Genomic DNA, 22177 nt, shown 5'->3' with positions numbered 1-22177 from the left:
TTCTGGCATACGAACGCTTAACGTCGGGGACGGCTAATTCAGAGACACGAATGGCAGCGACGGACGCCGACGCTATCGACCGCCCGCTTATCACATCGGGGGTGCTGGAGCGCCGCGAGTACCAGACGACTCTGGCCGAACGAGCGCTCGGGGAACATACGCTGGTCTGTCTCCCCACCGGTCTAGGGAAAACGACCGTCTCACTACTCGTAACCGCACACCGACTCCACGAGGTCGGCGGGAAATCCCTCCTGCTCGCGCCCACCAAACCGCTGGTCACCCAGCACGCCGAGTTCTACCGCGAGGCCCTGGAAATTCCGGATGACGAAATCGTCGTCTTCACGGGCGAAGTTCGCCCCGACGACCGGGCCGCTCTCTGGGAGGATTCACAGATCGTCATCGCCACGCCACAGGTCGTCGAAAACGACCTCGTTGGCAACCGAGTCTCGCTCGCCGACGTGGCCCACTGCACGTTCGATGAGTGTCACCGTGCGACCGGTAACTACGCCTACAACTACATCGCGAAACGCTACCACGAAGACGCCGATACCCCGCTCGCGACAGGGATGAGCGCCTCACCCGGTGACGACGAAGAGGCAATCCTACAGGTGTGTGCCAACCTCGGTATCGAAAACGTCGACGTGATGACCGAAGATGATGCCGACGTCGAGGCGTACACCCACGACACGAGCGTCGAGTGGAAGCGCATCGAACTGCCAGACACTGTCGAAGAGATTCGTGACGCCATCGAGGAGGTCATCAAGGACCGGATGACGAAGCTCAAAGAGTTGGGCGTGACGCGGTCGACCGACCCCAGCGTCTCCGAGCGCGAGATACAGAAGATACAGGGGAAAGTCCAGGAGTTGATGAACAGCGACGACTCCGCTGGCTACAAGGGGATGAGCGTTCTCGCCGAGGTACGCAAACTTCGGACCGCCCTGACCTACGTGGAGACCCAGAGTGTCGAATCCTTTCGGCGGTACATGGACCGCCAACGTGAGGCCGCCCGCTCCTCGGGGGCCTCTAAGGCCGACCAGCGGATGGTTTCTGACCCGAATGTCAAAAAGGCCGTCCGAGTCGCTGAGGAGTACACCGACCTCCACCCGAAATTCAGACGTTCGCGGATGCTCATCGCCGAGACACTCGGCATCAACGACGGTGAGCGCGTCATCGTCTTCACTGAATCACGGGATACTGCCGAGACATTGACCGACTTCCTCGGCGAGCATTTCTCTGTCAAGCGCTTCGTCGGACAGAGCGATACCGAGGGCAGCGACGGGATGACCCAGACCCAACAACAGGACACTCTCGAACGGTTCCGCGCCGGCGAGTTTGAGGTACTCGTCTCCACGTCCGTCGCCGAGGAGGGACTGGATGTACCTGAGGTCGACCTCGTGCTCTTTTATGAGCCAGTGCCAACGGCAATTCGCTCCATCCAGCGCAAGGGCCGGACCGGCCGCCAGACAGAGGGTCGCGTGACCGTCCTCCTTGCCGAAGACACCCGCGACGAGGCGTACTTCTGGAAGGCCAGACAGGACGAAAAGAAGATGGAAGACGAACTCCGCCTGCTGAAAAACGCTGCCGGCGACATCGAATCACGCCTCCGGAGACAGATGGGGCTAGATGAAGTTCCAGACGAAACGGAGGGGTCAGGCGGCGGGCAGACCGAAAAAGTAGAGGAAAACGGCGGGTCAGACAGCGATTCCGGTACCGGCGACGCCAACGAGCAAACGGCAGAGACAAACAGTGACGAAGACACTGAAAACGGGCAGGCAGGTCTCGAAGCTTTCTCCGGGGATGCAAGTGAAACTGAGGCTGTCGAAACTGACGGCAGTAACGCCTCAAGCGATGCGAGCGAGACAACTGATGAAGAAACCGTCGTCGCAGAGGCTGGCGTCGACGGAGACAGCGACGAGGAGACCGGACTGACCGAAGTCGTCGTCGACCAGCGGGAACTCGACTCGACAATTGCACGAGACCTCTCGACGCGGGAGGGAATCGAAACCCGACTGGAGACACTGGAAGTCGGCGACTACGTGCTCTCGGACCGCGTCGCCGTCGAGCGCAAGGAAGTCGAGGACTTTCTGGAGACGCTCGTCGGCGGCGACCGCTCGATGTTCGAGCAGGTCGGCGATGCCAGCCGACACTACGGCCGTCCCGTCGTTATCATCGAGGGCGAGAACCTCTATGGCCGCCGGAACGTCCACCCGAAGGCTATCGGCGGTGCGCTCGCCTCGCTCGCGGTTGATTTCGGCGTCAGCGTGATGCAAACTGCAGGCGAAGAAGAGACCGCCGACCTGCTGGAGGTAATTGCGACCCGCGAACAGGAAGAGGGCAAGCGGGAGGTCAGCGTCCACGGCGAGAAACAATCAAAGACACTGGCCGAACAACAGGAGTACGTCGTTGCCTCCATCGCCGAGGTCGGTCCCGTCACGGCGCGGTCGCTCCTCGAAGCGTTTGGCAGTGTCGAGGACGTGATGACCGCAGAAACTGAGGACCTGATGGACGCCGAAGGCGTCGGAAAAGTGACTGCCGAGCGGATTCGTGAAGTCGTGACGAGTTCCTACACTGGGGAGTGACAATCGAGTGTCGGCTACTGCCCGTCGATTTCAGTTTGGAGCGTGGCGGCGGTCTCTTCATGGATTATCTTGACTCGGTTCCCTCTCAAAAAATACTATATATACATATATAACAAATGTAGTTAATTATAAATGATAAAACCGAATCGATGTCACGATTTTTAATACACCAAAAAAGATTTAAACATATATAAAAATAATAACAAACATGGCATCGGAAGCATCAGAGAACCACTCGTCTTTAGCAAACCTATTCTGGCTTATCGGTGCAATATTTGTCAGTGCCCTTGTTGCAAATATGGTTGCTCCAATGGCACCAGCAGGACAACTCGTGAAGAATGCCGTCGGAATTATTGCATTTGTGAGCGTGTTTTTAGTCATTATGCTACTCTACAACAGTACCACTAGTTGAAAGAGGAATCTGGACACTGGGTAGCGGCGAACGCTAATTTATTACATTTGGGTAGGTGACAAAGGGCCAGCAGTCGTCGGAAATCGTAGCGGGTGGAGTTGACACAGCCACGTTATTCGACGAGCGATATTCCGAATCAGCGTGTTCGCCTTGAAGTATCGTGTGCCACCCAGTTACAACAAGTTCGCAGCGAGGGCTATCGCAACGGTCTCTGTCGCACCTGGCTTATAAATCACCGAACATACCCGGCAACAACCAAGAGAGCAGGTGGCCCGAATCAACTAGTAATGATTGTAGAGTGGCACGTAACTCGGAGTACAGGTATCGGCAGTTCAGAACCGACACACAGGAGTGGTCGCCCGTGACGACACTGCTTCCCGAAGGGCTGGCCGAGTGGTTGCTTGGGTCGAGTGACCCGCCGGCGCTCGTCTTCGGCGCGTTTCTCGGCGCGGCCCTGCTGGGGACCGGCATCATGACGAACGCGGCGGTTGTCGTCTGGATGAAACGGAAGGTACTCGCGTCCTACTGGGAAAAACTCGGACCGACGAAACTCGGACCCGGCGGCATCTTCATCATCCTCGCCGATGCGGTCCGGCTGCTCTCGAAGGAGCTCATCATCCCCGAGGATGTCGACCGACCGGCCTGGGACCTCGCGCCGCTCGTCCTCGTGGTCCCCATCATCGTCGGCTTCGCCGTGATTCCGATGGGCGCGGTCGGCAACGTGCGGATACAGCTCGCCGACCCGGAGGTCGGGCTTGCCTTCGTCTTTGCCGTCTCCTCAGTCTCCGCCGCAGGCCTCGTCATGGCCGGCTACGCCTCCGCGAACAAGTTCTCGCTCATTGGCGGCCTTCGTGCGGTCGCACAGACGCTGGCCTACGAGATTCCGCTTGTCGTCTCTGGATTATCTGTCGTCCTCATGGCCGGGAGCCTCCGAACCAGCGAAATCGTCGCCGCACAGGAAGGAACCCTGCTCGCGCTCGGCCCGCTCTCGATTCCGGCGTGGTACGGCTTCCTCAACCCCCTCGCCTTTATTCTCTTTTTGGTGGCGACGTTCGCCGAGGTCGGGCGCAATCCCTTCGACATGGCCGAAGCGCCCCAAGAGATTATCGCCGGCCACCAGACGGAGTACGGCGGTGTCTACTTCGCCCTGCTGTACGTCGGGGAGTTCCTTCACATCTTCCTCGGCGGCGCATTGATTGCGACGCTCTTTCTTGGCGGTCCTGCCGGTCCCCTCTTTCCCGGGTTCGTCTGGTTCGTCCTGAAATGCTGGGCTGTGTTTCTGTTCACGCAGTGGGCGCGCGCATCGATTCCCCGTCTGCGAATCGACCAGCTTATCGACCTCGGCTGGAAGGTGTTGCTGGTCCTTTCCTTTGGAACCCTTCTCGTGACTGCCATCGCCGTCGGACTCACTGCCTGATACGACCAACAATGGCCGCATCAGCAACGGCCATTACGGTAGACCTGGTAGGTCGGGACAACACATGCGATATGTCAAGGTACGAACGGCGCCCGCGGACGGACAGGCCTTTCACCCGCTGGGGCAGGCACTCGTCGAAGAGTCCTCTGTCGAACGCGGGAACATCACTTGGGTCGAGATGCTTGATGACGGGACCGCGATACTCATCGGCAAAGCTTGGGGGGATGAGAGTCGATACCGCGAGATTCTCCGAGAGTCGCCCTATGTACTGGATTTCAACGTCACCAGCGGCGAGGACCAGTGGTACTCCTATACCCACTTTGAACCGACCGACACCACCCAAGAGATGCTCGCAACGAAGTACGAATCGGGCCTCGTGATGGAGATGCCGATTATCGTTAACCCCGACGGCTCAATGGAGGTCACCCTCGTCGGCCCTGAAGAGACATTCCAGCAGGAGTTCGAAGAATCCGGTTCGGACGGATACAAGTTCGAAATTATCGAAACTGGGCCGTATCACCCCGACCTGAACGACCTCTACGTCTCGCTGACCGGACGCCAGCGTGAAGTCCTCGATACGGCACTCGAACTGGGCTACTACGAAACACCTCGCGAGGCGACCCACGAGGACATCGCACAGGTGGTAGATATCTCACCAAGCACTGTCGGCGAGCATCTCCAGAAAATCGAAGCGTGCGTTTTCGGGCAGTTGGGAGACTGATTCGACACGGACGGGTCATGGGTTCGTCGTCGACTATACTCATTGACGGCCCGATTCCGATAGCATTATTATCTGTCACGGCGAGATTCGGTCAACGGAAGTCGACCGATGCTCCGCTAACACACTTTTCGTCATCGTTATTTTGTCCCGCCGGCCAGTCGCGGGATTATCCAGTAACAACAGTTCATCAGCGAGGCTGTCAATGCCTCTCCCATCGCAGTACAGACAACACATGAGTCTACCAGCACGCACCGATATCGACCCGGAGTATCGATTCGACCTGACCGCTATCTACGCGTCGCCCACAGAGTGGGAAGACGCCTACGAGCAGTTGTGTAGCCGCCTTTCGGAGCTTCAATCGCTCGTGGTTGACCCGGTTTCGGCGGCGGCAGAACTCGAAACCCTGCTCGACGCCGTGGCTGACTGTTTCCGTCGTAAACAGCGCATCGAACTCTACGCGACGCTGGCGGCGAACGTCGCTACCGATAGTGACGACGCGGCCGACCGGAAACGCCGCTCCGAGCGGCTCACCGAAACGTTCGAGCCGGCAGTGACCGCCGCGCTCCGGCGGATAGGCGAGGCCAAAGAGTACATCGACGACCTACCCGAATCCGACCGCCGGTACGCCAGAAATCTCCGCGCACAGGCCCGCCATGTCCGGAGCGCGGACGTCGAGGAGGCCATCGCGGCCTTCGAGGAACCGCTGGGGGCATCCTCCCGCATCGTCCGGGCCGCGAGACTGGAGGACTTCGAGCCACCGGTCGTCGAACGGCCTGACGGCAAGAGCGTGGAGGTGCGGTACGGCAACCGGCGAACCGAACTTTCCCATCCGGACCGCGAGTATCGCCGCCGCGTCTTTGAGGCCTACCACGGCCGTATGGACCGGTACGAGCATACACTCACCCGAGCGTTCGGGGAGAAACTGCAGGCCGCCCACGCGGAGGCGTCAGTCCGTGGCTACGACTCGATTCGCCAGCGGGCGTTGAACCAGCGCTGTTACCCAGAGTCCGGCCTGCGTGCTTCCCTCCCCGAGAAGGTCCACGACGCCATGCTCGAGGCGGTTCGGGGGAACCTCGACCCCTTCCACGACGCGCTCTCTCTGCGGAAGCGACGCCTTGGTGTCGACCGGCTCCGCCCGTGGGACCTGCAGGTCTCCATCGCCGAAAGCGATCCCCCGGAACTCGACTTCGAGAGTGCGAGAGACCACATCCTCGCGGCGCTCGAACCGCTGGGCGAGGATTACGTCGAGCGCGCCAAACAGTTCTTCACACAGCGACGCATCGACGTCTACCCCACGCAGGACAAACGGACCGACATTCCCGCCTACTGTCCCTCTTCTGCCAAAGACGGGGCGTACATCCTCGCCAACTTCGAGGGAGACCTGCGGACGGCGTTTTTCATCTGTCACGAACTCGGCCACGCGATGCACGTCGAATACGAGCGGGAGGGAGCGACCCGGTACGCGAATGCCCCGCGCCCCGTCGAGGAGGTTCCCTCAATTTTGCACGAACTGCTCCTGGTCGACCACCTGCTCGACGAGGGTGGGGCGCTCGCCGACGGGGCCCAGAACCGCCTGCTCGAATGTATCGGCGGAAACTTCTACGGCGCGGCCCGCTCGGCGGCATTTACCCACGCGCTGGCCCAGCATGTCGAAGACGGCGAGGAAATTACCGTCGACCGGGCACGCGATATCGCGGCGTCCCTCCGAGAGGAGTTCTACGCGCCAGTCGAGTTTGGCGACCATCCCGGCAGGAGACTTCCGGTGAGTGGTATCCGGGAGGCCTACAGCAACTACCAGTACGTCCTCGGCGCAATGGGGGCACTTTCGGTACACAGCCAGCTCCGGAACGGCGACTTCACACCCGAGAGCTACCGCGATTTCCTCCGTTCGACGGGCAGGCAAGAGTCCGTTGTGCTGTTCGAGACGCTGGGCTGTGACGTGTGGACGGCAGAGCCGTTCGAGATGGCCGCCGGGACGTTCGGCGAGTATGTCTCGGCGTTCGACGAGGAGAAAGAGAACTAACGCCGGAGCGCTTCGAGCGTCTCGGCTGCCTCCCTTGCGGCGGCGAGGTACTCGCGTGCTCGCTGTGGATCCTCACACGTCTCGGCCTGCTCGCTGAACCGGCCCAGTGTTTGGACAAGCGACTCCCGAACTGCTCCGATATCGGCATCAGACCCACCAGCACGGGATGGCTTCCGACCGGGTGCCTGTGATGACTGACTCGTGGGCTGGCGGCGGTTCGAACTGGGTTGCTGAGCACCCTCGGCGGTTGCCTGATTTTGTCGAGGTGCGTTGTTCCCATGGTCAGTGGCCGGCTGGTTGTGTCGAGATTGACCCCTAGCATCGGACGTGGGCTGGTCTCGCCGGCCCGTTGACTGGCGGCCAGCGTCGTCGCTCGCACCTCTCTGCTGGGTTTGTGGACTCACTGCCTGTTCTTGGCTTTCAGCCGCGTTACTCGCCTCAGCTCTGCTGGCGTCAGCTGTCTCGTCATCTCCACCAAACTTGACGTGGGCCTCATCGCTGGGTGACGTTACCTCGATTGCACTGCCACTCTGACTGCCTTCTTCATCACCCGTGTCGCGGTCGACTGGTCTCTCACAGGTTGCACAGAACTCCTGGCCGTCGTACCGGAAGATGGGATCGTTACACTCCGAACAGTGGGCGTTGGTCATCGTCGCCCCCTGGAGGAGTAGTTCGCTCATCTGTTCGGTTGCCTCGCGCTTTTCTTGGTCGCGTTCGTATTTTTCACGGAGTCGCTCGCGCTCGGCCTCCTTGTCGAAGTCGCTCATACACGAATGGAGACGATGAGCGCAAAAATGCGTTGCGGGCTGGAACAGACAGTGTAGGCTTTCACTCCCCAGACCCACTCGCCGAGAGATGAACTGATTTTATCGGGTCGTCTCGCAAGAATGATATATGCCAGAGACTCCAGATGAGGTCGACGAGAACAGCCTTATGGACGCCCTCTCGGCGTCGATGACACCGCTTGCCGCCGTTGACTCCGAAGCCGCGTTCGACGACCTCGATTCGGTTGCCGAGGCTGTCAGCGACGTGGACATCGTTCCCGACGCAGTTCGACGGTCTCACGTTCCTCAGAGAGACGACCGCAACCCAGAGCGTCGACGACATGCGCGACTGACGAAGCGAGGCGATTCGATATTTTTAACGGTAGTGCGGGGGAAGTTTGAGGTATGGCAAAAGTAAGCATCGTCGGTGCCGCGGGCACTGTAGGTGCGGCCGCAGGGTATAGCATCGCGCTTCAGGACATCGCTGACGAAGTTGTCTTCGTTGATATCCCCGAGCAAGAAGATGTGACCGTCGGGCAGGCTGCCGACGCCAACCACGGCATCGCCTACGATTCGAATACCGAGGTCCGTCAGGGTGGCTACGAGGCGACCGCCGACTCTGATGTGGTCGTCATCACCGCGGGCCTGCCACGCCAGCCCGGTGACTCCCGTCTTGACCTGGCTGACGATAATGCACCCATTATGGAGGACATTCAGTCCTCACTGGCCGAGCACAACGACGAGTTCATCACCGTCACCACGTCGAACCCAGTGGATCTGCTCAACCGCCACCTCTACGAGAGTGGCGACCGCCCCCGCGGGCACGTCATCGGCTTCGGTGGCCGACTCGACTCCGCTCGCTTCCGGTATGTTCTCTCCCAGCGCTTTGATGTCCCAGTCGAGAACGTCGAGGCAACAATTCTCGGTGAACACGGTGACTCTCAAGTCCCTGTCTTCTCGAAAGTCCGCATCGACGGTCGTGACCTCGAATTTACCGAAGATGACAGAAAAGAAATTCTTGAAGACCTCCAACAAAGCGCAATGAACGTCATCGAACGCAAAGGCGCGACAGAGTGGGGCCCAGCACAGGGTGTTGCCCACCTTGTTGACGCGATTCTCAACGATACTGGAGAAGTCTTGCCCTGCTCGATTCCGCTTGGCGGCGAGTTCGGCTACGAGGACGTCGGGTTCGGTGTTCCTGCCCGACTTGGCTCCGACGGCGTCGAGGAAGTCGTCGAGTGGGACCTCGACGAGTTTGAACAGGAACAGATGGCTGAAGCCGCCGAGAAACTGGGCGAGCAATACGAGAAAATTAGCTAAACCAGAAAACACTAGTCGTGTGCGAGATACGGTCGAAGCAGTTCCTCGTCGTGGAGGTTTTCAGGCACTGACTCGAACCACCGTGCGGCCTTGATTTCATCTGCGGACATCCCTAGTTCTGTGACCGGTGGAATATCCACAGTACCGGTGACAGTGGCCGTATACACCACGTAGCGGGCCGAAAACCGTTCCTCGCCGGTTGGACGAGAAACGTAGGTTTGGTCGAGAACGACGAGTGGGTCGTGGACCGAGACAGTTAAGTTGGTTTCTTCGTTTACCTCGCGTCGTGCCGCCTCAACAGGAGACTCTCCTCTTTCAACTGCGCCACCGGGGAGAAACCAGCCATCTGTCCAGCAGTTTTTGATGAGCGCGATTCGGTTCGAATCGTCTTCGACACGTGCCGCGGCCGTCAGAGCGGTTCCCTCAGTGGCCCACGGTTCGAGTGATTCGAGTTTCGACGGGGAGAGGGTGAGCCGTTGTGTTTCGTGTGGAACTGACTGGAAAGACCCTACAGTCATAGCTCTGCAATTCGGACCACAGTACTAAATTTCGGTGGTCTTCAAGTTACACGAGTAATTATTGGTGTGGTTATGTACAAAAGCTGAGCCACAGTTGCTGTATTGCCACGTATTTGCTCTAATCTGTTCGTACTCGTTCCGTGGCTGGATTCTACGCAAAACTATGTATCCGACTTCACAATCTAGCTATGTGTCGGGACAGCCGACAGTATCGGATAGAGTCGTATTTTTCGCGTCTTCAGCGACAAGACGGTGTTTGGGGTCTCCTTACATTGAGAGCTTCCGATGGAGATTCCTAGCAAAGTAGCCGGAGATGCGATTCAAGTTAAGATGGTGCGTGTCTCACTCACTCCAGCGTTCAGGCACCTGAATGGTGTATTTACCGTCTTCTTGGAGCGCGACAATGTACTCTTCGCGGTCGTACAGCTCCATAAGATTGAGCTCGTACTGACCAGGAGCGACGACACGAATCGACTCAAACTGCTCGTTGAGTTGCTCACGGAGCTCGTCAAGGTCTGGTCGGTCCTCATCTGCCGGCTGTTGACTACTCTCGTCGACAGCAGGCGTGGAACGTTCTCTGGTCGGCGTTTCTGGTGAGTCAGGCAGATTATCAGACGAGACAACCTCGGTCCGGGCGCTCGTCTGGGCAGCGTCTTCCTGTGTGGTCGTATCTGCAGTGATTGCTCCCGTGCTGGGCGTCTGTGAAGAGCGGTCCTGCTCGGCGGTCGTCCGTGTAGATGGAGAATCTCGACCGGAAACAGAGGGGTCCGGTTCATCAGGATACCCCGGAGAAGAATTACCTCTTCCGACAAGGTCACGCACCGCTGTCGCTGCGTTACCGACTGTCCGGGCGACAGTGCTGTTGACTTCGGGTTCCGGTGGCTCTGGCGGAGCCGTCTCTTCAGGTTCTTCAGAGTCGTCGTCTTCACCCCCGCCCGGACGGAACTGAAAGGTATTTCCTCCACACTCTGGACAGCCAGAAAGCATCTCTTTGGACCCGTTTTCGAACGGTCGGCCACAGTCGGTACACTGGTGTGGCATCCTTAGGTTCTGGAGACCAATGTCTGGATGAGTGTTTCGTCCTTGTGGAGTGTTTCGATACGATTAGCCGGCCCGATGACCGTGAGCTTCTTGTTCGAATCGTTACCCATTAACCGGTCGAATAGTCCCGAACTACCCGATTCAGAACTGGGATAGGTCTCGATTTCGATGCCGTTGAACTCGTCGGGGCTGATTTCGGTCATTGTTACCTCGATGAGTCGAGACTCTTCTTCAGGGGAAAGTCCTTCTTCGAGTATAACGATGTTGCCATCACGGACACCATCGAGAATCATCCGAATCTTTTCCATACTGGCCAGCCCGTCCATTCGCTCGCCACTAATCAGGTCAATCTGAACGCCGTCCGGTTGTTTCACTTCTGCCATGATATCACCCAAAGTACTCCGCTATCTTGTCGTAGACCTCGTCCATGTTATCGCCTTCGAGTGCTGACAGCGGAATCGTCTCGTGCTGTGGAAACGCGTTTCGGATGCGCTGGACACTCGATTCGTCGAGGTCAATCTTGTTCGCGAGAATCAACACCGGGAGGTCTTGACTCTCGATGATGCCGATAAGCATCGTGTTGACTTGCGTGAACGGGTCCGTCGAGGCGTCGAGTACGTAGATGACACCATCAACATCCTCACGGAGCCAGTGCATAGCTTCGGCGACGCCCTCGGTGGCCTCACGCGACCGGCGGACAGCGTCGTCCTCTTCCATGTCGTGTTCGAGAAACTCCGTATAGTCAACCTTCGTCGTCACACCCGGTGTGTCCACAACGTCAATAGAGACAGTCTTGCCGTCGCGCTCTATCTCGACGTTTTCTTTCCTGCGTGCGCGCCGTGTTTCGTGTGGAATATGGCTCTCTGGACCGACCGCGTCGCCATGTTCCGTCCAGTCCCGAACGATTCGGTTGGCCAATGTTGTCTTTCCCGCATTGGGCGGCCCGTAGATACCGATTCGCTTGGACTCCTCTTCGGAGAACAGTGTCGATGCTGCCCGCGATATGCTTGATCTGAGGTTTTTGAGCAGTCCCATCCTTAACTCCCGGCCCTTACGCAGGGCTTGTCCGAACGAGACAACGCAACTCACTTAAATATGTGTCAGACAAATATAAAATATTTGAGGAGTGAGGGATATCAAACGGTAACCGATACAGAATGGTTCCGAAACCCCCCACCCCTTCGTTTCAACTGGAACGGTCCGATACCCCAACCCCAGACAACAGAGTTACCAGTGCTTCAAGGAGTTATCTAGTTTTCCGTACCTAACAAATAGACAAACCGGTAAGAGACTAATCTGATTCATCTAGTTTTATCTAGTAGATAACTAGATGAAATAAGGAAAGTAGCTACTAGAATGTATTTTTCCCACTGCGGGTATGGTTTTTTCTATTTATACTTAAATCATTCTGTCTCTAGACGCACTATCTGCTTCTCTCGTGACCCCCCGGCCCCTGTTTTGGTTGTTCCACCTGAAACAAAGGGGTGGGGGGGATGCCCCCCGCAATCCACAAACACCCCTATTTCACCTCGAACTCCATCATTGATTGTTGCGTTGTCTGGATTAACACAGAGCTTACGAAACCGAACATCCTGTGAGCAACAGTAGACCATCCCTGTTATACTGTCGGCTATAATATTTCAATCGTTGTCTCATAAAAACCAGAGCCATCATCTCACTGGTAGACTCCTTTTTTAGGTCATTACTGCCAGTCGTATTCGACCTCGCTCAACAAATATTGATACTTCTCTCTTTCTCACCCGGAACTCCATTTTACTCTATTATCTCGCTTCCAGCTTTCTTGTCTTCTCTTCGGCGTGAGTAACAAGGTATAAACGACGCGCGAAATTCCGTCGCTAGACGAAGAAACGTAATGCACATCATATCTTTAACCGAAATCTTTAATAGAAACACAACCGCCATTTCATTTGGTTCAAGTGGAATGGCCTGAGGCATGCCTACCTCAAATTCGGCGTATACAGAATCTCTACCGTACTGTTCTGCGTGCGCCGTAGAATCTCCAGTGGAAATAGGGGGGATCGAATAGACTATGGCTGATCAGAATGAATCGACTGAGGACGACAAGCAAGGGTCTAGCACTGAGGATATCGTGACTGACAGTACCAACCGCGAAGACGGTATCTCAGACGTCGAGCAGCCGGCACAGGATGATAGCGAGAGTTTTGCCCCACGCACTGAGGACCGGACATCTTCGCTTGATGACCTTCTGGAAGATGATACTGAAGAGTCTTCTGCCGGCTTGTTCGATGACCTCCTCAGTGGCGAGCCGATTTTCGAGAATAAGGAAGTGCTTCGGCCCTCTTACACGCCTCGGAAACTCCCACACCGCGAAGAACAAATTAACAACATCGCAACCATCCTCGTCTCGGCGCTCCGTGGCGATACTCCCTCGAATATACTCATTTATGGGAAGACTGGGACCGGAAAAACCGCGAGTGCGAAGTTCGTCAGCGAGGAACTCGAGTCAACATCCCAGAAGTATGAGGTTCCCTGTGAGGTTCAGTACATCAACTGCGAAGTAACTGACACGCAGTATCGCGTGCTTGCTCAACTCGCCAACACATTTATTGAGCAAAACAAATCGGTTATCGAGGACGAACTTGACGACCTCAAATCGCTGCTTGAGCGCGCTCAAGACGACGCTGATACACTCGCTGAGACGCAGTTTTCCTCCGTAACAGCTGTTGAAGAGTATATCGATCAACTTGAGTCGAAACGAGACTCTTTCGAGGAGGTACCGATGACCGGCTGGCCCACCGACCGGGTGTATAACTCCTTTTTCGAAGCGGTTGATTTCCGCGAGCGTGTGGTTGTCATCATGCTCGACGAAATCGACAAGCTCGTCGAGAAGTCGGGTGACGACACCCTCTATAACCTCTCACGGATGAACTCTGAACTCGAACGCTCCCGGGTCTCTATCATGGGTATCTCGAATGACCTGAAGTTCACTGACTTTCTCGACCCGCGCGTCAAATCGAGCCTCGGTGAGGAGGAAATCGTCTTCCCACCCTACGACGCCAATCAGCTCCGAGACATCCTCCAGCACCGAGCTGAGGTTGCGTTCAAACAGGGTGCACTAACCGAGGACGTTATCCCGCTTTGTTCGGCGTTTGCCGCACAGGAACACGGTGACGCTCGTCGGGCGCTTGACCTGCTCCGAACAGCCGGCGAACTCGCCGAACGAGACCAAACTGACGATGTCCAAGAAGACCACGTCAGGCAGGCCCAGGAGAAAATCGAACTCGACCGAGTTATCGAAGTCGTCCGAACGCTTCCCCAACAGTCCAAACTCGTCCTCTTTGCTATCATCTTACTCGAAAAACAAGGGGTTCACAATATCAACACCGGCGAAGTGTACAACATCTACAAACGTCTCTGTAAGGAGATTGACGCCGACGTGCTGACACAACGCCGTGTAACAGACTTGATAAGTGAACTCGATATGTTAGGCATCGTCAACGCAGTCGTCGTCTCAAAGGGCCGCTATGGTCGGACAAAAGAAATCAGTGTCTCAGTTCCAGTCGAAGAAACGGAGAGTGTTCTTGTCTCAGATTCTCGATTGGGTGACATTGAGGATGCACAACCATTCGTTCAGGCGCGGTTTGATAACTAACTCTGCTGGCTGACCAAACTGCTCTCAGCTCTCTGAATCCCTGTCGTCGTCTCGCTGTTCACGAGTCATTCCGCCGTTGGCCGGGTGGTCCATCGCCCCGCCCGCAGCAATGAGTCCGACGAGTCGTCTGAGTGAGCGTGTGACCTTTTTCAGCAACATACGCTTCTTTGAGGAGTCTGATAAATAAGTGTGGGGTAGTTACCGGCTTCAAATCCGAGAAAACGCGGCTTTAGTTATAGCGTGTAGTCGTGGCCGCCAGTCTCACTTTCGAGGAACGCCGTCAGAAGGTCGATTGTTGCTGCGATATCGTCGACGTGAGCGCTTTCAGTGACGGTGTGGAGATAGCGCGTCGGAATCGAAATCGCTCCTGCAGGAACTGCGCCGCCGGCACGCTGGAAACCTGCGGTATCGGTCCCACCCGCTGGCAGGACTTCAAGCTGGAAGTCTATTTCTGCCTCATCGGCGACGGACTGAAGTCGTTGATGGATTTTCGGGTTCGCGATGACACTCGAATCTTTGAGCTTGATTGCTGTACCTTCGCCGAGTTCGGTGACGTGGTCAGCCGCCTCAAAGCCCGGCACATCGTTGGCGACAGTCACATCTAGCGCGAGCGCCAGGTCCGGGTCAAGGTCTACACCAAGCGCTCGTGCCCCACGAATCCCAACTTCTTCTTGAACCGTTGCAGCGAAGTGAATCGTCACGTCGGGGTCTTCGATACGACGAGCCGCTTCAATTATCGTGAACAGACAGGACCGGTCATCGAGTGCTTTCCCAGTGACGTTATCGCCGACACGCTCAGTGGTCTGGTTGAGAGTAACGAGATCACCTCGTGAAATTCGCTCGTTTGCCGTTTGACCGTCGAGGCCAGTGTCGACATGCAGGTCCGAAACGTCAGGTGTTGACTCACGCTCGGCCTCGTCAAGCGTGTGTGGCGGAACTGACCCGATAAGTCCAGTGATATCCTCGTCGTCAGTGTGAATTGTCACACGCTGAGCTTTCAGGACACGCGGGTCCCATCCGCCAAGAGCGTCAAGCTGGACGAATCCATCATCGGTGACGTGGCGGACCATGAAGCCAATCTCGTCCATATGGGCTGCGACGACGACAGAGTAGTCGCTGTTCCCGTTGAGAGTCCCGACGACATTTCCCATTCCGTCAGTCTGTAGCTCGTCGACTTCCGGTTCGAGTTCTCGGCGGACGACTTCACGAATACGATCTTCGTAGCCAGGAACGCCACTTGTCTCTGTCAACTCCTGTAGCAGGTCAAAATCAAATGGGGCTGCCATGTTATATTATATTCCCAAGACCGTTAAGAAACTGTCTGATACCGAACCGATGTATCACTGTGCGTTAAAATCATTTTCCAGACTGTGGGGCCGTTTAGCTGTCGCCCTCGGCAGCCGCTTCACCGCTAACCTCGTCTCTTTCTATCACTTTACTGTCAGCATTGATGCCTTCCCAGTCGTGGTCCGTATGGAATCCCTCACGTTCCCGCGCACTCTGTGCTACGCGGATAAACTCAGCGCGTTCACGAGATTCTTGGATTGTATGCCCACCACAGTAGGAAAGTCCTGACCGGATACCAGCACAGAACTCCTCGGAAACAGCTGTTACCGAGCCTTTGTACGGTGTCAGTGCTTCGACGCCTTCGTCAGTACTCACGTTGTTTTGCTTATCTTCACGCTCTCGGGCTGCGGCAGTTGTCGCCATCCCGCGTGACTGTTTGTACTGCGCCCCGTCAACCTCTACAACTGCGCCAGGAGCTTCGTCGGTGCCAGCAAAGAGGCTCCCAAGCATAACGGTGTCTGCCCCGGCCATTAGCGCCTTCACCGCATCACCTGAAGTCCGGATTCCCCCATCTGCACACACTGTCACATCAAGGTTGGCAGCTGGCGTTGCACAGTCATCAACGGCGGTTAGTTGGGGAACGCCAGCACCAGCAACTTTTCGGGTCGTACAGTGAGAGCCGGGGCCAATACCGACTTTCACGCAGTCGGCACCGACAGCAGCAAGATCTTCGACGCCTGCTGGAGTAGCCACATTGCCAGCGACAATGTCGGTTGCAGGGAATGTCTCAGTAAGGGTTTCGACGGCGTCTAAGGTTCGTTCGAGGTGGCCATGGGCAACATCGACAACCAGTGCATCTGCACCCGCTTCGACGACCTGACTGCTCCGTCCAACGTAATCTTCGTCGATGCCTATTGCCGCGCCGACCTGCTCGCCTGTCTGTTTTACCTGTCGGACCTGCACAGCTTGCTCTTTGGGGGACAGAAACCGATGAATGACCCCAAATCCACCTGACCGCGAAAGTTCAACTGCTAGCTCTGTTTCAGTCACGGTATCCATTGCGGCCGAGACAAGCGGCGTGTCGAGTTCGATACTCGGCGTAAGCTGTGTCGAAAGGTCAACTTCACTTCGACTGTCGACAGGCGACCGCTTTGGAACCAACAACACATCACCGTAGCTCAAACCAGTGCGTAACTCATTCATAACCTTCCTAACGGAATGGCTACTCTATTATAACGGTTTTGCCACAGATCGATGTTGGTCCCCCGAGCCTCTTACCTGGTGATGGTGTCGAGTGGCGCGGCTGGCTACTCTCTAAACACGTGATAAAAAAGACAGCGGACACGAGTACTAACTTAGTCGCTGCCGTTTGATTCCCCACATGAACGCAGTTGGAGTCTCAGCCACCCGGGTCGCCTGTGTCAGCCTCTGCACCGTCGATTGCGTCATCTAACCCGTCTTCAACTGCTTTTTCAATACGATTCTCGCCACGCACGTCGCGCCTGTTGCTATCGCTTTCTTGCTGTTCGGTCACCGATTCGTTCCCCGTGACGGACACGAAGATGTCGCCGAGTTCTTCGGTCCGGTTGGTTTGTGATTGGCTCATTCGACATATGTCTATTGTCGGTCGATGGTGTTAGTCAATATGCCTAACTAGTTTTGTAGTTTACTTTGTATAATTAACTGGCCGATAACTTGACATACTGTTATTAGTAATACAAAATACGTCGGCTTCGTCGCTATTATAGAACCTCTCGTTGACAAGTCCCACAGAGGGTTTGTTCTTTCACGTCGACTTCACGGACTGTCGGCGAGAAGTTCATCACACAGCGCTTGTTATCGCAGTGTTCGAGTCCGAGTGTGTGGCCGATTTCATGGACGACTTCCTTTCGGACGCGGTCGGAGAAAATATCTGATGCTGAGCGATTCGAGAAGCCACCGTCGGAACTGGTCCGCAGGCGGTACGTCGAGATGACGCTGCCACTACCGCCCAGATAGGCGAGCCCGAACACATAGTTACGGCGGTGATAGAAGAGGTCCTTGGGAGTAATAGCGATTGTTTTGGTGCCGGTGCCGACTCGTTTGGCGAGGTCAATAAACTCCTCGGCACGGTACTGTTCTCTAGAGGCATCGAGTGCTCCGGAGGGAACCGGCTCGGCGTCGTGGACCGTGACATCACACTCATAGACCGAGCGGAGTCCAGTGGACGCCTCGCGTTTGACCACTGGGTCGACGTCTCCGACCGGCACGATGTCGACGTGCATATACACCTTTAGGAACCCCGTCCAATAAAAATCTGCGTGCTCGGACCTGCTCGTCGCGCACTCGTCGAACGCCTTTCGCAGTTCGACAGCGTGGTGGAAATCGGCATCGGACAGCGTGTCGCAGTAGCGCGCGAACTCGCGGCTACTGAGATAGATGTGACCGCGGTTGATATTGTTGAACGGGATGTTCCCCCCGGCGTCACGTTTGTCCTTGATGACATTACCAACCCTGATGAAACGCTCTATGCCGACGCTGACGCACTCTATGCCTGTAACTTTCCGCCAGAACTCCATCAACCAGCGCTCACCCTCGCAGAGTCTGTCGATGCCACGCTTGTGTTTACAACTCTCGGGGGCGACCCGCCAGTGGTGCCAGTAGAGCGAAACACTGTGCGTGGCGGGACGCTCTATCTTGCACGGGAACGCTAGCCTCCCTGAAACTGTCGTCTACCTTCCCGATTGGCACGCTTCACAAGGATTTTAACCATTCCATGGGTCAAAACCGGTATGAAAGCAGTCGTACTCGCTGGTGGCTATGCGACCCGGTTGTGGCCAGTAACGCGAAACCGACCGAAAATGTTTCTGCCGGTTGGAGAGTCCACTGTTATTGACCGGGTTCTCAAAGAACTCGAAGACGACGACCGCATTAATGATGTTTTTGTCAGCACAAACGAGCGATTTGCTGATGCATTCGAGTCACACCTTGCGGACGCTGACTTCGAGAAACCGCAGCTGAGTGTCGAGGAAACTGTCGACGAGGACGAAAAATTGGGAGTTATCGGTGCGCTTGGCCAACTTGTTGATCGCGAGGGTATCGCTGACGAAGATCTGCTCGTGGTGGCAGGCGATAACCTCATCAGCTTTGACCTCTCTACGTTTCTGGATTTCTACGAGCAAAACGAGACGACGACGCTAGCGGCCTACGACGTTGGTTCACATGAGAAGGCAACCCAGTACGGGCTAGTCGATCTCGATGGGACGACCGTAGTCGACTTCCAAGAGAAACCGGACGACCCACCGAGCACGCTTGTCTCTATTGCGTGCTATGCGTTCCCCGCCGACGAGGTCCGGTTCGAGGAGTACCTCAATGCCGACAACAACCCAGACGAGCCCGGCTGGTTCATCCAGTGGCTCCAGTCTCGCAGTACAGTAAATGCGTTCACATTTGAGGAGGCGTGGTTCGATATTGGCACGCCCGAGAGCTATCTTGAGGCTGTTGAGTGGGCGCTTGATGGTGACTCGATTGTTGCTGAGGACGCAACTATCGAGAACAGTACAATCGGCAAAAACGTCCACGTCATGCCTGGGGCAACTGTCACTGATTCTACGCTTGAGCGCTCGCTTGTCTTTCCTGAGGCGACACTTGACGACTGCGATCTCGTCGACTCAATTATCGATACGGAGTCGCTGGTCCGGGATCTTGACCTCACCGGTGCACGCATCGGTGCGCACACGCATCTCCCCTGACAACTAGACACCGCAGTCCCTTTGCGTTCTCACCGTTGACTGACTGGTATGAACTTAACGTTCGACGGGACCTCTGTCCAGGGAGGCAACGAGGCCCGAGAGCGATTCTACGACGCCCGAGGGTACGGGAGACCCCACGACGGCGGTGTCGACCTCGCACCGGTTGAGGTCGCCCACCTCCTCTTTCGGGGCGATATCGAGAGTATCCACGACAGTCGGCCTGACTCGGATGACGACGTTGATTTTGAGTCGTTGCTCGCGTCGACGGCTGTCTCGGAAGTTGAGTTTTTCGTCTACAAGGAACTCCGTGACCGCGGATTCTACCTTTCTCCCGTACGGAACACTCTCAATAGCACGTCTGGGGCCGCCCAAACGCCTGTCCAGTTCCAGGTTTACCCGCGGGGAGACGGACCCTGGGACGATACTATCGCCTACCGTGTCACGGCGGTGAGCGAACGGGCTACGGTCGATGCGACGACACTGTGCCGGCTTGCGTACGACTCAAACGGCGACACTGGGGGGACAGCAGTTCTCGCAGTTGTCGACGAGGAGAGTGAAGTGACTTATCTTGAACTCACGGAGCCAACAGTTACTGGCTCGACTGACCACGACTTCCCACCGTTTGCTGGTCGCCTCCTTTCAGACCGAGTTCTCGTTCCAGAGCCACCGACCGAACTCCACGAACGTGCCTTCTATGGGCAACCCCTCGACCGCGATGACGAGCCAGTCCAACTCTCGCTTATCGAAGCGGCGTCCCTGAGCAACCGAGGCCTACTGTCGCTTGACGCCGACGGCCCCGCCGAGGACTCTGCTGAAATTATCGACCGTGGCCGCGAGGTTGAGGGCGAGCGCTTTGATCGCCGACTGTGTGTTTACAATGCACTCCGGACTGCTGATATTGTCCCAAAAACTGGGTTCAAATTCGGGGCAGACTTTCGGACCTACGCCAACGTCGAGTCGGTCGACAACCTCGGCCACTCGGAGTTTCTCGTCCGTGCGCTTCCACCTGCTCACTCGTTTGTCCCGCGGGACCTCTCGCTTGACGTGCGACTCGCCCACGGCGTCCGCAAGCGGATGCTCTTTGCATTCACGTCTGACGACGATATTGACTGGCTCTCTGTCGAACGGTTGACCCCATAACGGGACCGGTCACACAGATTTGGTGTAGACGTAGGCGTCTGTTTCAATGGTCTCGTCGTATATTCGTTTGTTTCGCTCGTATCCTGTCGATTCATAGAACCCAACCGCTCGCTCGTTTTCGGCCATAACTTGCAGGGAGAGACAACTTGCTCCCCGCTCGGTTGCCTGTCGCTCGAATACTGCAAGCAACTGGCCACCGATACCGTTGCCCCACTGTTTGGGTGCGATATATAACCGGCCCAGGTGGAACAAGGTGGGGTCCTCGTCGCTGGGACCGCCAGAAACAAAGCCAGTCACTGCCCCGTCCGCATCTGCGACGTGCGTAATCCACCTTTCTCTGTTGATGACCTCGTGTAATGAATCAACGTCATAGTACGTATCGAGGAAGTCTCTAGTACGGTCTTCCCCGATTATCGGGGAATGCGCTGCTTCCCACGCGCGCTCTGCAACGTCTCTCATTGCCTCAGCATCCTCCGGTGTTGCTGGTCGGATGTCGGCAGCCATAGCTGGTTGTCATTCTCGTAATAGAAAATAGCTACCTATCCCACACGACAACGCACATAATGCGACTGAAACCGTTCCCAGCAGTCACGAACTGACGAGCAGCCAGTAACGGAAACAGAGATAGACGATTACGATGCCAAACGTCACGGCGACGACCAACTGGCCTGCTGTCGCTGCGGCCACCAGTGCGAAGATATTGAGTACAAGTCCTGCCAGATACACCAGCTTTAATCGGTTACTCATACCTCTCTCTCAGCAATCCTGTTGGGTCCGGTCATCTGTCTTACCCGTTCGTTTGCGACAGCCCTCAAAAGCCTCCCGATATCAACGATACGGACGCAACGAACACACAGTACCAGTACCGCGACTCTCCCGCGGTCTGTCACCTCGTCTGTTAGTGACTGTCTGGTATCTCGAATGCACGAATCGTGTCTGGCGTACTCTGATGACTGAGCAACTGTGTGAGGCCACGGTCAGTAAACACGTCTTTCCAGTTACGCACATACAGAGGAAACTCACCGTCGATAAACTGGACGGAGTCGTCGGTATCCTCTCCCTCACTCTCGATTGTCACAAGCAAGCTATCGGTGATGCGAACTAGCTCATCAAATACCCATTTCTCGTCTGGGTGGATATGTTGAAGTGTCTCAACAGAGTAGACGACATCGAACGCGTTGTCGGCAACCTCGGGAACAAACGCCTCGATTGCTTTCTGGTGGAACGACCCTGCCTCAGCAAGAAGCGGATAGGCATCAGCCACTACCGCCAGCGCCTCCTCGTTGATATCGACGCCAGTGAGGTCCTCGTACCCGTGCTCGTGAAGGTGTGACAGATGTCGCCCCGAGCCATACCCAAGCTCAAGGATAGCCGCCGCCTCAGTACTGTACTGATCGAGCAGTGTTACGAGACTGTTGCTCACCTTGTTCGGTCCGACTTCTGCATAAAACGCTGGCGAGAACTTGCCCATCCGCTTAGCCCACCCGCGACGGTTGGTCGACGGGTCCATACGGAAACGAAGCGGGCAGGAAAGTAAACCCCATCGCCGCGACGGACAAGCAGAAAGCTTCGCGCTTTCGGGCGGAACGA

The 22177-nt window shown here is 56.4% G+C and carries 24 protein-coding genes; 10 read left to right on the top strand and 14 right to left on the bottom strand.

Features of this window, described 5'->3' with window-relative positions:
* Positions 1-50 precede the first annotated feature (50 nt).
* Positions 51-2579, top strand: a complete 2529-nt coding sequence (locus N5098_RS00235; RefSeq protein WP_267635663.1) for a DEAD/DEAH box helicase — start codon at positions 51-53, stop codon at positions 2577-2579.
* A gap of 180 nt (positions 2580-2759) precedes the next feature.
* Here N5098_RS00235 and N5098_RS00230 read toward each other — a convergent pair whose 3' ends face one another.
* A complete protein-coding gene (locus N5098_RS00230) occupies positions 2760-2960 on the bottom strand; it encodes a hypothetical protein (protein ID WP_267635662.1) in 201 nt (66 codons plus the stop codon).
* Between the two features lie 392 nt (positions 2961-3352).
* Here N5098_RS00230 and N5098_RS00225 point away from each other — a divergent pair, with 392 nt between their 5' ends.
* From N5098_RS00225 to N5098_RS00215, 3 genes are all read left to right on the top strand, one after another.
* The gene (locus tag N5098_RS00225) at positions 3353-4408 is read left to right on the top strand and encodes a complex I subunit 1/NuoH family protein (RefSeq protein ID WP_382230442.1); all 1056 of its coding nucleotides are present in this window, start codon (positions 3353-3355) and stop codon (positions 4406-4408) included.
* Positions 4409-4472: 64 nt separating this feature from the next.
* Entirely contained in the window at positions 4473-5129 is a 657-nt protein-coding gene (locus N5098_RS00220) for a helix-turn-helix domain-containing protein (RefSeq protein WP_267635660.1), read from the top strand.
* A 232-nt stretch (positions 5130-5361) separates the two neighbouring features.
* A complete protein-coding gene (locus tag N5098_RS00215; RefSeq protein WP_267635659.1) occupies positions 5362-7152 on the top strand; it encodes a M3 family oligoendopeptidase in 1791 nt (596 codons plus the stop codon).
* On the opposite strand, the gene N5098_RS00210 is transcribed toward N5098_RS00215, so the two are convergent.
* Positions 7149-7919 (bottom strand): Sjogren's syndrome/scleroderma autoantigen 1 family protein, encoded by a 771-nt coding sequence (locus N5098_RS00210; protein ID WP_267635658.1) that lies wholly within the window; start codon positions 7917-7919, stop codon positions 7149-7151. The two genes, N5098_RS00215 and N5098_RS00210, sit on opposite strands and share 4 nt — an antisense overlap.
* Positions 7920-8046: 127 nt before the next feature.
* Here N5098_RS00210 and N5098_RS00205 point away from each other — a divergent pair, with 127 nt between their 5' ends.
* Positions 8047-8334: a hypothetical protein gene (locus N5098_RS00205; RefSeq protein WP_267635657.1), complete on the top strand. Its 288-nt coding sequence runs from the start codon at positions 8047-8049 to the stop codon at positions 8332-8334.
* Positions 8322-9236: a malate dehydrogenase gene (gene mdh / locus N5098_RS00200; protein WP_267635656.1), complete on the top strand. Its 915-nt coding sequence runs from the start codon at positions 8322-8324 to the stop codon at positions 9234-9236. The genes N5098_RS00205 and mdh overlap by 13 nt, the downstream gene beginning before the upstream one ends.
* Before the next feature lie 11 nt (positions 9237-9247).
* Here the strand turns inward: mdh and N5098_RS00195 are convergent, their stop codons facing one another.
* The 4 genes from N5098_RS00195 to N5098_RS00180 all read right to left on the bottom strand — a co-directional run bounded on the left by N5098_RS00195 (position 9248) and on the right by N5098_RS00180 (position 11830).
* Positions 9248-9754 carry an NUDIX hydrolase gene (locus N5098_RS00195; protein WP_267635655.1) on the bottom strand — a complete coding sequence of 169 codons (507 nt, stop codon included), beginning with the start codon at positions 9752-9754 and terminating at the stop codon, positions 9248-9250.
* A 342-nt stretch (positions 9755-10096) separates the two neighbouring features.
* Positions 10097-10795 (bottom strand): Zn-ribbon domain-containing protein, encoded by a 699-nt coding sequence (locus N5098_RS00190; RefSeq protein WP_267635654.1) that lies wholly within the window; start codon positions 10793-10795, stop codon positions 10097-10099.
* Between the two features lie 2 nt (positions 10796-10797).
* Positions 10798-11178, bottom strand: coding sequence for a DUF2073 domain-containing protein (locus N5098_RS00185; RefSeq protein ID WP_267635653.1), 381 nt, complete (start codon positions 11176-11178; stop codon positions 10798-10800).
* 4 nt (positions 11179-11182) lie between these two features.
* Positions 11183-11830, bottom strand: coding sequence for an Era-like GTP-binding protein (locus N5098_RS00180; RefSeq protein ID WP_267635652.1), 648 nt, complete (start codon positions 11828-11830; stop codon positions 11183-11185).
* Between the two features lie 1015 nt (positions 11831-12845).
* Here N5098_RS00180 and N5098_RS00175 point away from each other — a divergent pair.
* Positions 12846-14429, top strand: coding sequence for a Cdc6/Cdc18 family protein (locus tag N5098_RS00175; protein WP_267635651.1), 1584 nt, complete (start codon positions 12846-12848; stop codon positions 14427-14429).
* Positions 14430-14453: 24 nt separating this feature from the next.
* Here N5098_RS00175 and N5098_RS00170 read toward each other — a convergent pair whose 3' ends face one another.
* From N5098_RS00170 to N5098_RS00150, 5 genes are all read right to left on the bottom strand, one after another.
* Positions 14454-14588, bottom strand: coding sequence for a hypothetical protein (locus N5098_RS00170; protein ID WP_267635650.1), 135 nt, complete (start codon positions 14586-14588; stop codon positions 14454-14456).
* A gap of 74 nt (positions 14589-14662) precedes the next feature.
* Positions 14663-15715, bottom strand: a complete 1053-nt coding sequence (locus tag N5098_RS00165) for a M42 family metallopeptidase (protein WP_267635649.1) — start codon at positions 15713-15715, stop codon at positions 14663-14665.
* A 94-nt stretch (positions 15716-15809) separates the two neighbouring features.
* A complete protein-coding gene (locus N5098_RS00160; RefSeq protein ID WP_267635648.1) occupies positions 15810-16919 on the bottom strand; it encodes a guanosine monophosphate reductase in 1110 nt (369 codons plus the stop codon).
* Positions 16920-17115: 196 nt separating this feature from the next.
* Entirely contained in the window at positions 17116-17322 is a 207-nt protein-coding gene (locus tag N5098_RS00155) for a hypothetical protein (RefSeq protein WP_267635647.1), read from the bottom strand.
* Between the two features lie 136 nt (positions 17323-17458).
* Positions 17459-17980: an archaemetzincin family Zn-dependent metalloprotease gene (locus N5098_RS00150; RefSeq protein WP_267635646.1), complete on the bottom strand. Its 522-nt coding sequence runs from the start codon at positions 17978-17980 to the stop codon at positions 17459-17461.
* A 36-nt stretch (positions 17981-18016) separates the two neighbouring features.
* Here N5098_RS00150 and N5098_RS00145 point away from each other — a divergent pair, with 36 nt between their 5' ends.
* The 3 genes from N5098_RS00145 to endA all read left to right on the top strand — a co-directional run bounded on the left by N5098_RS00145 (position 18017) and on the right by endA (position 20587).
* Positions 18017-18409 carry a UPF0146 family protein gene (locus N5098_RS00145; RefSeq protein ID WP_267635645.1) on the top strand — a complete coding sequence of 131 codons (393 nt, stop codon included), beginning with the start codon at positions 18017-18019 and terminating at the stop codon, positions 18407-18409.
* Positions 18410-18487: 78 nt separating this feature from the next.
* Complete coding sequence (locus N5098_RS00140) at positions 18488-19447, top strand: nucleotidyltransferase family protein (protein ID WP_267635644.1); 960 nt, start codon at positions 18488-18490, stop codon at positions 19445-19447.
* A gap of 48 nt (positions 19448-19495) precedes the next feature.
* Positions 19496-20587, top strand: a complete 1092-nt coding sequence (gene endA, locus N5098_RS00135) for a tRNA-intron lyase (RefSeq protein ID WP_267635643.1) — start codon at positions 19496-19498, stop codon at positions 20585-20587.
* A 9-nt stretch (positions 20588-20596) separates the two neighbouring features.
* Here endA and N5098_RS00130 read toward each other — a convergent pair whose 3' ends face one another.
* The 3 genes from N5098_RS00130 to N5098_RS00120 all read right to left on the bottom strand — a co-directional run bounded on the left by N5098_RS00130 (position 20597) and on the right by N5098_RS00120 (position 22097).
* On the bottom strand, positions 20597-21091 hold the full coding sequence (locus N5098_RS00130; RefSeq protein ID WP_267635642.1) for a GNAT family N-acetyltransferase: 495 nt from the start codon (positions 21089-21091) through the stop codon (positions 20597-20599).
* 84 nt (positions 21092-21175) lie between these two features.
* Entirely contained in the window at positions 21176-21334 is a 159-nt protein-coding gene (locus tag N5098_RS00125; protein ID WP_267635641.1) for a hypothetical protein, read from the bottom strand.
* 151 nt (positions 21335-21485) lie between these two features.
* Positions 21486-22097: a class I SAM-dependent methyltransferase gene (locus N5098_RS00120; RefSeq protein ID WP_267635640.1), complete on the bottom strand. Its 612-nt coding sequence runs from the start codon at positions 22095-22097 to the stop codon at positions 21486-21488.
* Positions 22098-22177: the final 80 nt, after the last annotated feature.

Origin of the sequence: Halovenus rubra, from assembly GCF_026586665.1 — an archaeon.
GTDB lineage: Archaea > Halobacteriota > Halobacteria > Halobacteriales > Haloarculaceae > Halovenus > Halovenus rubra.
This window is presented reverse-complemented; position numbering and strand designations above follow the sequence as displayed.